Annotated in this window: 4 protein-coding genes and 3 pseudogenes; 1 reads left to right on the forward strand and 6 read right to left on the reverse strand. The window is 62.9% G+C overall.

The genetic code is table 11. The features are described 5' to 3' along the window. Nucleotides 1-109 precede the first annotated feature (109 nt). Nucleotides 110-280 (forward strand): annotated as a pseudogene (locus JYG32_RS36785) (transposase domain-containing protein); the annotation flags it as partial. 47 nt (nucleotides 281-327) lie between these two features. Here the strand turns inward: JYG32_RS36785 and JYG32_RS36790 are convergent. From JYG32_RS36790 to JYG32_RS39805, 6 genes and pseudogenes are all read right to left on the reverse strand, one after another. After that, entirely contained in the window at nucleotides 328-1,113 is a 786-nt protein-coding gene (locus tag JYG32_RS36790) for an EAL domain-containing protein (RefSeq protein ID WP_213267657.1), read from the reverse strand. Between the two features lie 176 nt (nucleotides 1,114-1,289). Then, entirely contained in the window at nucleotides 1,290-1,631 is a 342-nt protein-coding gene (locus JYG32_RS36795; protein ID WP_213267658.1) for an H-NS family nucleoid-associated regulatory protein, read from the reverse strand. Between the two features lie 71 nt (nucleotides 1,632-1,702). After that, on the reverse strand, nucleotides 1,703-2,227 hold the full coding sequence (locus tag JYG32_RS36800; protein ID WP_213267659.1) for a hypothetical protein: 525 nt from the start codon (nucleotides 2,225-2,227) through the stop codon (nucleotides 1,703-1,705). Nucleotides 2,228-2,534: 307 nt separating this feature from the next. After that, nucleotides 2,535-3,227 carry an OmpA family protein gene (locus tag JYG32_RS36805; protein WP_213267660.1) on the reverse strand — a complete coding sequence of 231 codons (693 nt, stop codon included), beginning with the start codon at nucleotides 3,225-3,227 and terminating at the stop codon, nucleotides 2,535-2,537. 89 nt (nucleotides 3,228-3,316) lie between these two features. Then, a pseudogene (locus JYG32_RS36810) lies at nucleotides 3,317-12,091 on the reverse strand (beta strand repeat-containing protein); the annotation flags it as partial. Nucleotides 12,092-12,454: 363 nt separating this feature from the next. Next, nucleotides 12,455-14,272, reverse strand: a pseudogene (locus JYG32_RS39805) (YadA family autotransporter adhesin); the annotation flags it as partial. Between the last annotated feature and the right edge of the window lie 77 nt (nucleotides 14,273-14,349).

Raw genomic sequence — 14,349 nt, forward strand, 5'->3', positions numbered from 1 at the left:
AAACAACCGCGCGCCTTCGGATCGACCGGTGGCTCGCTCGCCACGCCGAACACGTCGGCCGCGCGCTCCTGCAACTGCCGCTTCCATTTCGCGATCTGGTTCGGATGTCGACACGGTCGCCAGCGCACAGGCCAGTGCCAACCTGTACTCGCTCGTTGAGACGTGCAAGGTGAATGGCGTTGAGCCGTATCGCTATCGCGTCTGGTTGTTCGAGAAGCTATCGCTCGCTTCAACCGCTGACGACTATGCCGTCCTCATGCCTGCCGCTCCCACGCTCTGAAGGGCGTCGCTGAAAGACCGCTTGCGTTATTTCGAAGCGCAAGAACATCATGGCAACGGCTCCGCCCTGCCGAACAAATAGCCCTGTGCGAGCACGTTCGGAAACTGTCGGATCCAATTCGCTTGCCTCTCGCTCTCCACACCTTCGATGACGATCGACAATCCGAGCTTGCGCGCAATTTCAATCGTGGCGGCGACGATTGCGCACATCCGCTCGTCATACGGAATATCGGCTGAAAGAGATCGATCCACCTTCACTCCGCTGACCGGATATCGCCACAAGTTGGCGAGCGACGAATAGCCCGTACCAAAATCGTCCATGACGACCTCAATGCCCATCGCATGCAATTCCTCGAATTGAGCCATGACCTGATCGGACTGTCCGAGAGTCGCCGTTTCCGTAACCTCCAGAATCAGTTGATCCGGCAAGACATCGAATCGCTCCAGCATGGAACGTATCGAATCAGGCACCCCTCCTGTAGTGAGACAGACCGCCGACAGATTGACGGATACGGGCACTTTCGGACGGGTCTGGCGCTCTGCCTTGAGCATGCGACACACCTGCTCCAGCACTTCATTCGTAATATCGAGAATGATGCCCGTGCGCTCCGCCGTTTCGATAAAGGTGCCCGGCATGACTACCCCTTTCGTCGGATGCCTCCAACGAACAAGCGCCTCGCGCGACATGACGACATTCGATGCGATATCCACGACCGGTTGATACGCGACGAAGAACTCATGACGCGACAACGCGACACGCAGATCATCGTGGAGAACGGCATCGGCGTGCTGTATCGTGCTTGTGCTCGCGATATGATGTTGGTCCTTCCGCATAGCGCCTCCCATGTCTTTTGTGCCATCGCTACATACATTTCAACGTCGGCGCTTGGCCCGATCGGAGGGTGTGTACGACAGGCAGCTCAGGATTACCTTCAGCAATTGCTCGACGTTCTTCCAGTCACGCACATGCGCATAGCCGATGACCGCGCCGTCCGGATGTCGCGAGCGACCTAGCTTTCCGCGCCTCGTCCAGAATCATCCTGCTGTCGAGACGCTTCATCGGGCGACGTGATCCGAAACCGCTCGAGATCCTGGCCCACCAGCCAACGCGGCATGCGCCCGCGCCCGGACCACGTCACGCCTGTTTTGGGATTCCAGTACTTCGGCTTGACCGGACTGCGCAAGCGCCGATCCCCATGATGCTGCGCCAGCACATCACGAATGGGAACGCCATTCTCCGCGAGCAGCTCCATGACGCGCTCCGCAATGAGATGCGCCTCACGGTCTCGGGCTGCGTCGATTTCCTTCTTCAATATGTCGAGTTGAATCAATAACTCGCGATATGTACTCATGGCAGTTTCTCGTCGATACGTGTCTGTCGGGTCACACGTTGCCCGGTAATGCCCAATGTGCATCGGCCCGTCTACCGTCCCGCGCCCCAATGGAATTCCGTTTGGCGACGGACGATCAGGCAACTCGGCGGCGCATCGATCAGCGTCACCGTTTCGCGCGGCCGGGCCGGATTGACATAGACCGTCACTGCCTTGACCAAGGGCGTGCTTTTGTATCCGGCCAAGGTCGAGCGAACGACTTCCTTGCATGACGTCGGTGCGCTGGAAATCCGCTCGACCAGAATCGTGCATCCTCCCGAAGTGGACGGAACGGTTGTCAGTGACAGGACCGCGGACGTGTCCTGATATTCCAGGCCGGAGAGAGAAAAGAATGGTTCTCCGTCCGGGTTGTTGCGATCCCAGTCGAGCGCGACATCCGTGTGCTTCGCCTGCGCAAACATGCGATTGGACACCTGATCCACGGCAGCCTGGCAGCGGCGCACGCCGATTGTCCGTGCGGCCTGGGCCAGTACCGTTTGGGAACGATTGGGTGCCTCCGGCGGCAACATCGAATCGGATTGAGCGACGGCCACCTGCGAGCAGAGCATCGTCATCATGGCTATGGCCCATGCCGACCTCAGCCGCGCGACGCGCTTCAATTTCGTCAAAAGAGCGCGCACATGCGGATTCGACTTGCACGGAGCAATGTGCAATACATTGATCGGACAACTTCCAAAATTGATATGTCTACGCACGGCGCAATGAAACCGGAAGGACTGCCTTGCCTAGGGCCGTCCAATTCAATGAAAAAAAGGGGAACGCCCATACGAGGGCGCTCCCACCACCAAGACACGACCCATCTGACGATCTGACCCGAGGCAGTCAAAACCACCACTGCGATGGATCCGTGTCCCTGGTAACCCTCTATCGCTTGCCGATATCCATCATCACCTCGACTCGCCGGTTCCTTGCCCGGCCGCCTTCGGTTGCATTCGAGTCGACAGGATCCGCCTTGCCGTAGCCGTGGCTCACAAAGCGTTCCGCCTTGAGCCCGTGCTCCTGAAGATAGTTCGCGACGGCGCGTGCGCGACGCTCGGAAAGATCCTGGTTATACGCTTCCGATCCGACCGAGTCGGTGTAACCGTTAACCGTCAACGTGCCGATCCGCACGCCTCCAGCCAGTTTGATCAGCTCGTCCAGCCGCGTCTGTGCTGCAGGCTTCAGCGTGGCCTTTGCAGTGTCGAAATTCGCGTCGGCACTCAATGACACGGTTTTCGGCAACATCGGTGCGGACGACGCAGCCGCGGGCGCGGCCGGTTCGGCCACAGCGCGCGCGCCACATTGGAACGTGATGTTCCGATCGTCCTGCTTGCCGTCGGTCGTGACGCCCATGCGGGATTCACCGGAGAGCATCCTGACCGGCTGCCCCTTGCAGATTGCGTCCGCCTGCTTTCGGCAGGCGTCCGGCCCTTCGAACAATCCATAGCAGGTCACTCGATTGGCTGGCTCGCCATTGGGCAACGTGACCGTATAAGCCGAGTAGGTCGGCCCCGACGCACTCGTGCACCCCGCGAGCAACGCCAGACCGAGCAAGAATGCAGATTTTCCGGAAGACATGATGTCCCTTTGTGTGTTGTCTCATGGTGGTATGGCGGTTGGCGAACGTATCGGGACACGCGCGGCATCCCGATGCGCTTATCGCTCGATTACCACTGGTAACCCATACCCACGCCGTACGTATAACCCGTGCTGCTACCGCTCACGCCTCCCTTCAACTTCAGGTTCTCGGTCACGCGCGCGGTGAAGCCCACTGCGACAGCGCTGTAGCCCTGATAGCTTCCGCCGCCGATCCCGATCGAGAGCGTCTTGCCGGCATCGACCTCCGGAATCATCGTCAGCGCGGTCGCGGCCGCGATACCCGCGTATGCCTTGCGGGTCACGTCGCTAACATTGGACTGCAAAGCGCCGAGCTGCGACACGTTCACCGCATCCGTCGGATTGACACCCGCTGCGACGTTGGTAATGCGCCGCTCGCTGCCCTGCGCCCCGACCGATACCGTGTTCGCCTCGGTCGCCATCGAGTTCGCGCCCAGCGCCACGGCGTTCGGCGCCATCGCAATCGCGCCCTGGCCGATCGCTGTAGCATTGCTGCCCGACACCAGCGCCTTCGCGCCGATCACGGTTCCACCGTCGCCGTTCGCGCTTGCGCCGTTGCCGAGCGCCACGGCGTTGGCCTGAGACGCAACCGCGTTTGTGCCGATCGCAACGGCGTTCGCTCCTGTCGCGCCGTTGTTGTTGCTATTGCCTTGCTTCGAGCCACCATCGTTGACGCTGACGTAATCCGTATTTCCGCCGACAGTTGTCGTCGAAAGGCGACTAATGCTCGTCGACAGTGCCGTAATCAGCGTGGTATTGGATCCCTGGCTCGTCGACAGCGATGCAACGTTCGACATCGTCGACGTCGACAGGCTGTTGATCGCCTGAATCGTCGTGTACAACTGCGAGCCGTTGATCGCGTCCGTGCTCGTTGCCGTTACTCGACCTGCGGCCACGTTGGTGATCTGGCGTTCCGCGCCAGGTGCGCCCACGCTCACCACGCTGACCGGTGTCGCACCAGCGAACGTATAGCTCACCCCACCGATCGTCGCCCCGGCAGTCGGACTGGCGGCCGCGGTGACCGCGCCAAAGCCAAGCGCCACGTCGCCGGCGTTGTTCGCCACAGCGTTCGGGCCGATTGCCACCGCGTTGGTGCCAAGCGCCTGACTGTCCGGCAATGTCGAATTTGCGTGGAAGTACTTGATACCGCCGCCGTTGACGATGTTATTGACGGTGTTGCCGAGATTGTCGACAGCCTGATCGGTCGCGTACAGTTGTGAACCGTTGACCGCATCCGTGCTCGTCGCCGTCACCCGGCCCGCCGCTACGTTCGTAACCTGGCGTTCGGCGCCCGGCGCGCCCACGCTCACCACGCTGGTCGGCGTCGTGCCCGCGTAGTTGTACGTCGCCCCGCCGATCGTCCCCGTCGCCGTCGGGTTCGGCGCCGTCGTCACCGAACCTGAGCCCAGCGCGACGCTGTTCGCGTTCGACGCCACGGCGTTCTGGCCGATCGCCACCGCGCCGCTGGCGCTCGCGCTCGAGCCGTCGCCGACCGCTACCGCGCTTGCACCCGCCGCCGTCGCGTTCGTGCCCGCCGCCAGCGCGTTGATCCCGGTTGCGCCATCGTTGTTGTAGTTACCTTGCTGCGTCCCGTTGTCGTTCACGCTGTAGTAGTGCGCTTTCGCGCCAGCGATGGCGGTCGAGGTTGAAGTCGACAGCGACGTGATCGAGCTGGTCGCGGTCGACAGGCCCGTCGACGTGGTTGTCGACAACGAAGTCACCGTGCTGTTGGTGGTGCTCAAGCCCGTCGACAGCGAACCGATGCCGGTCGAGGTCGACGTCGACAGTGACGTGATTGCGCTATTGGTCGTCGACAGACCCGTCGACGTGGATGTCGACAACGAGGTCACAGTACTGGCCGTCGTGCTCAGACTGGTCGACAGCGAACCGATACCGGTCGAGGTCGACGTGGACAGTGACGCGATTGAACTCGTCGCAGTCGACAGGCCTGTCGAAGCAGACGTCGACAGGCTATTGATCGCCGTGTTCGTCGCGAACAGTTGCGAACCGTTGATCGCGTCCGTGCTGGTCGCCGTCATCTGGCCTGCCGCCACGTTCGTGATCTGGCGTTCTGCACCCGGCGCGCCTACGCTCACCACGCTGGTCGGCGTCGTGCCCGCATAGTTGTACGTCACCCCGCCGATCGTGCTTGTCGCCGTCGGGTTCGGCGCCGCCGTCACCGAACCGGATCCCAGTGCGACATCGTTCGCATTGGTTGCCACTGCGCTCGAACCGAACGCGAGCGAACCCACGCCGCTCGCCGTCGACGTGTTGCCCAGTGCAACGGAACCTTGACCTATCGCCGAGTTCGCATTGCCGAGTGCTACCGCGCCCTGACCGTTGGACGTGTTGTTCGCGCCCATCGCCAACGCGCCTGTGCCGATTGCCACGTTCGGATCGCCGATCGCCACCGCGCCGTCGCCGCTCGCCGTATTGCCCACGCCGATCGATACGGCTTGGCCGCCCGTAGCCATCGCATTCTGGCCAATCGCCACCGCACCACCTGAGTTCGCGTTCGCGCCGTCGCCAACCGCTACCGCGCTTGCCCCTGCCGCCGTCGCGTTCGTGCCCGCCGCCAGCGCGTTGATCCCGGTTGCGCCGTTGTTGTTGTAGTTGCGTTGCTGTGTTCCGTTGTCGTTCACACTGTAGTAGTGGGTCTTCGCTGCGTTCACTGCCGTCGAGGTCGAAGTCGACAGCGACGCTACCGAGCTGTTCGTCGTGCTCAGGCCGGTCGACAGCGAACCGATGCCGGTCGAGGTCGATGTGGACAGTGACGTGATCGAGCTATTAGCCGTCGACAGACCCGTCGACGTGGACGTCGACAGACTGTTGATCGCCGTGTTCGTCGCGAACAGTTGCGAACCGTTGATCGCGTCCGTGCTGGTCGCCGTTACCTGGCCTGCCGCCACGTTCGTGACCTGACGTTCGGCGCCCGGCGCGCCCACACTCACCACGCTGCTCGGCGTCGTGCCCGCGTAGTTGTACGTCGCCCCGCCGATCGTGCCCGTCGCCGTCGGGTTCGGCGCCGCCGTCACCGAACCGGAGCCCAGCGCGACGCTGTTCGCGTTCGACGCCACGGCGTTCTGGCCGATCGCCACCGCGCCGCTGGCGCTCGCGTTCGAGCCGTCGCCAACCGCTACCGCGCTTGCCCCTGCCGCCGTCGCGTTCGTGCCCGCCGCCAGCGCGTTGATCCCGGTTGCGCCATCGTTGTTGTAGTTGCCTTGCTGCGTTCCGTTGTCGTTCACGCTGTAGTAATGCGTCTTCGCCGCCACGATCGCGGTCGAGGTTGACGTCGACAGCGATGCAATCGAGCTGGTCGCGGTCGAGAGACCGGTCGACGTGGAGGTCGACAACGAGGTCACCGTGCTGTTGGTGGTGCTCAAGCCAGTCGACAACGAACCGATACCGGTCGAGGTCGAGGTCGACAGCGACGTGATCGAGCTATTAGCCGTCGACAGGCCCGTCGACGTGGACGTCGACAACGAGGTCACCGTGCTGTTGGTGGTGCTCAGGCCGGTCGACAGCGAGCCGATACCGGTCGAGGTCGACGTGGACAGCGACGTGATCGTGCTATTGGCTGTCGACAGGCCCGTCGAAGTCGACGTCGACAACGAGGCCACCGTACTGTCCGTCGTGCTCAGGCCCGTCGACAACGAACCGATACCGGTCGAGGTCGACGTCGACAGTGACGTGATCGAGCTATTAGCTGTCGACAGGCCCGTCGACGTGGACGTCGACAGACTGTTGATCGCCGTGTTCGTCGCGAACAGTTGCGAACCGTTGATCGCGTCCGTGCTCGTCGCCGTCACCTGGCCTGCCGCCACGTTCGTGACCTGACGTTCGGCGCCCGGCGTGCCCACGCTCACCACGCTGCTCGGCGTCGTGCCCGCGTAGCTGTACGTCACCCCGCCGATCGTGCCCGTCGCCGTCGGGTTCGGCGCCACCGTCACCGAACCGGATCCCAGCGCGACGCTGTTCGCGTTCGACGCCACGGCGTTCTGGCCGATCGCCACCGCGCCGCTGGCGCTCGCGTTCGAGCCGTCGCCGACCGCTACCGCGCTTGCCCCTGCCGCCGTCGCGTTCGTGCCCGCCGCCAGCGCGTTGATCCCGGTTGCGCCATCGTTGTTGTAGTTGCCTTGCTGCGTTCCGTTGTCGTTCACGCTGTAGTAATGCGTCTTCGCCGCCACGATCGCGGTCGAGGTTGAAGTCGACAGCGACGCTACCGAGCTGTTCGTCGTGCTCAGGCCGGTCGACAGCGAGCCGATGCCGGTCGAGGTCGACGTCGACAGGGACGTGATCGCGCTATTGGCCGTCGACAGGCCCGTCGACGTGGACGTTGACAACGAGGCCACCGTACTGTCCGTCGTGCTCAAGCCAGTCGACAGCGAGCCGATGCCGGTCGAGGTCGATGTGGACAGTGACGTGATCGAGCTATTGGCCGTCGACAGACCCGTCGACGTAGACGTCGACAACGATGTCACCGTGCTGTTGGTGGTGCTCAGGCCGGTCGACAGCGAGCCGATACCGGTCGAGGTCGACGTCGACAACGACGTGATCGTGCTATTGGCCGTCGACAGACCCGTCGACGTAGACGTCGACAACGAGGTCACCGTGCTGTCCGTCGTGCTCAGGCCCGTCGACAACGAACCGATGCCGGTCGAGGTCGATGTGGACAGTGACGTGATCGAGCTATTAGCCGTCGACAGACCCGTCGACGTGGACGTCGACAGACTGTTGATCGCCGTGTTCGTCGCGAACAGCTGCGAACCGTTGATCGCGTCCGTGCTCGTCGCCGTCACCTGGCCTGCCGCCACGTTCGTGACCTGACGTTCGGCACCCGGCGCGCCCACGCTCACCACGCTGCTCGGCGTCGTGCCCGCGTAGTTGTACGTCGCCCCGCCGATCGTGCCCGTCGCCGTCGGGTTCGGCGCCGCCGTCACCGAACCGGAGCCCAGCGCGACGCTGTTCGCGTTCGACGCCACGGCGTTCTGGCCGATCGCCACCGCGCCGCTGGCGCTCGCGTTCGTGCCGTCGCCAACCGCTACCGCGCTTGCGCCTGCCGCCGTCGCGTTCGTGCCCGCCGCCAGCGCGTTGATCCCGGTTGCGCCATCGTTGTTGTAGTTGCCTTGCTGCGTCCCGTTGTCGTTCACGCTGTAGTAATGCGTCTTCGCCGCCACGATCGCGGTCGAGGTCGACGTCGACAGCGATGCAATCGAGCTGGTCGCGGTCGAGAGACCGGTCGACGTGGAGGTCGACAACGAGGTCACCGTGCTGTTGGTGGTGCTCAAGCCAGTCGACAACGAACCGATACCGGTCGAGGTCGAGGTCGACAGCGACGTGATCGCGCTATTGGCTGTCGACAGACCCGTCGACGTAGACGTCGACAACGACGTGATCGTGCTATTAGCCGTCGACAGACCCGTCGACGTAGACGTCGACAACGACGTGATCGTGCTATTAGCCGTCGACAGACCCGTCGAAGTCGACGTCGACAACGAGGCCACCGTGCTATCCGTCGTGCTCAGGCCAGTCGACAGTGACGCCACCGTGCTATTCGTCGTGGACAGTCCGGTCGAGGTCGACGTCGACAGCGATGCAATCGAACTGGTCGCGGTCGAGAGACCGGTCGACGTAGACGTCGACAGACTGTTGATTGCCGTGTTCGTTGCGAACAGTTGCGAACCGTTGATCGCGTCCGTGCTCGTCGCCGTCACCTGACCTGCCGCCACGTTCGTGACTTGGCGTTCGGCGCCTGGCGCGCCCACGCTCACCACGCTGCTCGGCGTCGTGCCCGCGTAGTTGTACGTCACCCCGCCAATCGTCCCCGTCGCCGTCGGGTTCGGCGCCGCCGTCACCGAACCGGAGCCCAGCGCCACATCGCCGGCATTGTTCGCCACGGCGTTCGGGCCGATCGCCACGCTGTTCGTCCCCAGTGCCTGGCTATCCGGTGCAGTGGAATTCGCGTGGAAGTACTTGATGCCCTGACTGTTGATATTGTCGATCGCCGCGCCGACATTGTTGACCGTGCTCGTCGTGCCGTTCGCGTTGTAAGTCGTGTATGCCGGCGCGCTGATCGTCCCGGTCGCCGGGTTATAGGTCGCCCCGCCACCCAACGCCGCAGCTGTGCTGCTGCCCTGATTGCCCGTGACGGTCGACAGCGACGTCACGGTGCTGTTGGTAGCGCTCAAGCCAGTCGACAGCGAACCGATACCGGTCGAGGTCGATGTCGACAGCGACATGATCGAGCTATTGGCCGTCGACAGGCCCGTCGACAGCGAACCGATGCCCGTCGAGGTCGACGTCGACAGTGACGTGATCGCGCTATTGGCTGTCGACAGACCCGTTGACGTAGACGTCGACAACGAGGTCACCGTGCTGTTGGTGGTGCTCAAGCCAGTCGACAGCGAGCCGATGCCGGTCGAGGTCGACGTCGACAGCGACGTGATCGAGCTATTGGCCGTCGACAGACCCGTCGACGTAGACGTCGACAACGAGGTCACCGTGCTGTTGGTGGTGCTCAAGCCAGTCGACAGCGAGCCGATGCCGGTCGAGGTCGACGTCGACAGCGACGTAATCGCGCTATTGGCTGTCGACAGACCCGTCGATGTAGACGTCGACAACGAGGCCACCGTGCTGTTGGTGGTGCTCAAGCCAGTCGACAGCGAGCCGATACCGGTCGAGGTCGACGTCGACAGCGACGTGATCGCGCTATTGGCTGTCGACAGACCCGTCGACGTAGACGTCGACAACGAGGTCACCGTGCTGTTGGTGGTGCTCAGACCCGTCGACGTGGACGTCGACAGACTGTTGATCGCCGTGTTCGTCGCGAACAGCTGCGAACCGTTGATCGCGTCCGTGCTCGTCGCCGTCACCTGGCCTGCCGCCACGTTCGTGACCTGACGTTCGGCGCCCGGCGCACCCACGCTCACCACGCTGCTCGGCGTCGTGCCCGCGTAGTTGTACGTCATCCCGCCAATCGTCCCCGTCGCCGTCGGGTTCGGCGCCGCCGTCACCGAACCGGAGCCCAGCGCCACATCGCCGGCATTGTTCGCCACGGCGTTCGGGCCGATCGCCACGCTGTTCGTCCCCAGTGCCTGGCTATCCGGTGCAGTGGAATTCGCGTGGAAGTACTTGATGCCCTGACTGTTGATATTGTCGATCGCCGCGCCGACATTGTTGACCGTGCTCGTCGTGCCGTTCGCGTTGTAAGTCGTGTATGCCGGCGCGCTGATCGTCCCGGTCGCCGGGTTATAGGTCGCCCCGCCACCCAACGCCGCAGCTGTGCTGCTGCCCTGATTGCCCGTGACGGTCGACAGCGACGTCACGGTGCTGTTGGTAGCGCTCAAGCCAGTCGACAGCGAACCGATGCCGGTCGACGTCGACGTCGACAGTGAAATGATCGAGCTATTGGCCGTCGACAGACCCGTCGACGTAGACGTAGACAACGAGGCCACCGTGCTGTTCGTCGTGCTCAGACCGGTCGACAGCGAGCCGATACCGGTGGAAGTCGACGTCGACAGCGACGTGATCGTGCTATTGGCCGTCGACAGACCCGTCGACGTGGACGTCGACAACGAGGCCACCGTACTGTCCGTCGTGCTCAGGCCCGTCGACAACGAACCGATTCCGGTCGAGGCCGACGTCGACAGCGATGCAATCGAGCTGGTCGCGGTCGAGAGACCGGTGGACGTGGACGTCGACAACGAAGTCACCGTGCTATTGGTGGTGCTCAAGCCAGTCGACAGCGAGCCGATACCGGTCGAGGCCGACGTCGACAGCGATGCAATCGAGCTGGTCGCGGTCGAGAGACCGGTGGACGTGGACGTCGACAACGAAGTCACCGTGCTATTGGTGGTGCTCAAGCCAGTCGACAGCGAGCCGATACCGGTCGAAGTCGACGTGGACAACGACGTGATCGAGCTATTGGCCATCGACAGACCCGTCGACGTAGACGTCGACAACGAGGCCACCGTGCTATCCGTCGTGCTCAGGCCGGTCGACAACGAACCGATACCCGTCGAGGTCGACGTGGACAGCGAAGTGATCGAGCTATTGGCCGTCGACAGGCCCGTCGACGTAGACGTCGACAGACTGTTGATCGCCGTGTTCGTTGCGAACAGTTGCGAACCGTTGATCGCGTCCGTGCTCGAAGCAGTGACCCTACCGGCAGCGACGTTAGTGATCTGCCGTTCGCTTCCCGGTTTACCGACACTCACCACACTGGTCGGATTCGTCCCCGCATAGGTGTAAGTCACGCCGCCGATGGTGCCGGTCGAAGTCGGGTTTGCTGCGGCGGTCACGGAGCCGGCGCCCAACGCGACATCGCCCGCGCTGGCCCCGGCCGTGGCACCTGATCCGATCGCCGTCGCATTCAATGTTGTCGCGCTCGCCGCGACGCCAAATGCCGACGCGTTGTTGCCTGACGCAATCGCGCCGTTGCCGACTGCCGAGGCGGCAATACCGGACGCAAGCGCGCTGGCACCGAATGCACTGGAATTATTGGTCAGGGCCGTGGTGCCTTGGCCGATTGCGACCGCGTCGATACCTGCGGCGGTGGTACCCGACCCGATCGCGGTAGACTGAATTCCCGACGCAGTCGCCAGCGTACCGACCGCCAGCGCCTGTGCCTGGCTTGCGGTAGCTGCGTTACCGACGGCGACGCTGCTACCGCCTGCTGCATTTGCACGGTCACCCACTGCGACGCTGGAGGAACCAGCCGCAGTTGCATTCGTCCCTGCCGCCAGCGCATTGACACCCGTCGCACCGTCATTGTTGTAGTTGCCCTGCTGGGTGCCGTTATCGTTGACGCTGTAATAATGCGTCTTCGCCGCCACGATGGCAGTCGACGCCGAGGTAGACAGCGACGTCACGCTGCTGTTCGTCGACGACAGGCCCGTCGACAGCGAGCCGATGCCCGTCGAAGTCGACGTGGACAGTGAAGTGATCGAGCTATTGGCCGACGACAAGCCAGTGGATGTCGACGTCGACAGCGATGCAATCGAGCTGGTCGCGCTCGAGAGACCGGTCGACGTGGATGTCGACAACGAGCTCACCGTGCTGTTGGTGGTGCTCAAGCCCGTCGAGGTCGACGTCGACAATGAAGTGATCGTGCTATTCGCAGTCGAGAGTCCCGTCGAGGTAGATGTCGACAACGACGTGATCGTGCTGTTCGTCGTGCTCAGCCCGGCATACAGTTGCGATCCGTTGATCGCATCCGTGCTCGTCGCCGTCACCCGACCTGCCGCCACGTTTGTGATCTGGCGTTCCGCCCCCGGCGCACCTACACTCACCACGCTCGTCGGCGTCGTACCGGCGAAGTTGTACGTCACTCCGCCGATCGTCGCGCTAGCCGTCGGATTCGGGGCGGCAGTTACAGAATTTGCCCCCAATGCGACATCATTTGCATTAAGCGCCGTCGCACCGGAACCAATTGCAACCCCTTTGGATGCCGAAGCACTCGCGGTATCCCCGAATGCCAACGAGCCAGGCCCCGCCGCGACCGACGTATTCCCGAGCGCCACCGAGCCTTGCCCCGTTGCCGTATTGCTATTGCCTTGCGCGACCGCGCCCTGGCCATTCGCCGTATTGTTTGCACCTACGGCCACTGCGCCCGTACCGATCGCGCTGTTGGGATCGCCAATAGCGACCGCGCCATTGCCGCTCGCCGTCTGCTGGCTGCCGATCGCCACCGCGCCGGTGCCGCTCGTCACCTTCGACTTGTAGCCAATCGCGGTTGAACCCGTGCCGGCTACCGATGCAACCGAATTCGTGTCGCCGATCGCTACTGTCGATGCTGCCGCAGCCGTCGAGTTATTTCCGATTGCAGTGGCATTTGCACCGGACGCGGTTGTTGTCGTACCAATAGCTACGGCATTGTTCACCGCTGTTGCAGCGGCGGAGTCGCCCAGTGCGATCGACGAGGTTCCGGCCGCCTTCGATCCCGCACCGATGGAAAGGGCGCGAATCCCAGTCGCGGTAGCGCCGGATACAACAGCGGGAGTCGCCGCCCCGCCTTCGGCAACGAAATCTGCAGCCCCCAAGGCCACCGACGATGAGCCTGATGCAGTAGCGCCGCCGCCAATTGCCGTAGCGCCCACGGCGGCGGCATCCGCGCCCACCGACACGGTGCTGGTCGGATTTTGAACGACGCCGATCGCGGTGGCACCGATCGCGCTGGCGGTGGTATACGCTCCTAACGCTGTCGTCATTACCGTAGTAGCGCTGGACGCTTCCCCGATAGCCAACGCTCGCCAATCGTCTGCTCCCGCGCCGGTTCCAATAGCAATCGAACCAGCGTTTGAAGTCGGAGAAAGTGCTTGGGCGCCTTTGCCGATCGCTATATTGTTGAACTGGTTCGCGGTGGATGAAGTGCCAATGGCGACCGAATCCGCACCGGTGGCCGAATTGTTAAACCCTAACGCTACTGCTTGCGTAGCAGTAGCAGATGAATTCTGGCCGATCGCTGTTGTTGCACTGCCATTCGCCAGCGCCCCCCCTCCCACCGCGAGTGCCCCGCTGCCGTTCGCTGACGCCGCAACGCCGAGGGCGACTGCATTGATCCCGGACGCAATGGCATTGGAACCAACAGCTGTCGCACTTGCCTGGTTGGCTAATGCCCCCGAGCCAAGCGCCGTAGCTGAAACACCCGAAGCGTTGGAGTTGGCCCCAATGGCGGTCGCATTTGTCTGAGTGGCCACTGCTCCAGTGCCAAGCGCCACAGAGTTGCCTCCGGAGGAGGTGGCTGCATTACCAATGGCAACCGAGAAATTCCCTGCCGCGGCGGCAGGCGTACTGAAGCCACCAATGGCAACGCTGCCAGATCCAGCAGTGATTGCGCCGCCCGCCGTATATTGCGCGTGGGCAATATTACCAATCCCTGCGAACACGATCAAAACTGCCGCGGCGACTGCCGATTTATTGGGTTTACCCCGTGCAGATGCGATTTCCGATGCAGCTACCCACGCCCCAAGCGCCTCATTCCAGATGGTCCGGTATGACTTATTCATTTCTATCACCTCATCGGCTCATGCATCGTCTCGCGACACGGGAATAAATTCCTCGCATTGGCCTTTTAATTTTCTCT

It is taken from the genome of Burkholderia pyrrocinia (assembly GCF_018417535.1).
Lineage (GTDB): Bacteria > Pseudomonadota > Gammaproteobacteria > Burkholderiales > Burkholderiaceae > Burkholderia > Burkholderia pyrrocinia_E.

What these genes read in the sequence shown, in the direction of transcription:
- JYG32_RS36790 (WP_213267657.1), bottom strand. Translation starts at nt 1,113, where the DNA reads ATGCGGAAGGACCAACATCATATCGCGAGCACAAGCACGATACAGCAC.
- JYG32_RS36795 (WP_213267658.1), bottom strand. Translation starts at nt 1,631, where the DNA reads ATGAGTACATATCGCGAGTTATTGATTCAACTCGACATATTGAAGAAG.
- JYG32_RS36800 (WP_213267659.1), bottom strand. Translation starts at nt 2,227, where the DNA reads ATGATGACGATGCTCTGCTCGCAGGTGGCCGTCGCTCAATCCGATTCG.
- JYG32_RS36805 (WP_213267660.1), bottom strand. Translation starts at nt 3,227, where the DNA reads ATGTCTTCCGGAAAATCTGCATTCTTGCTCGGTCTGGCGTTGCTCGCG.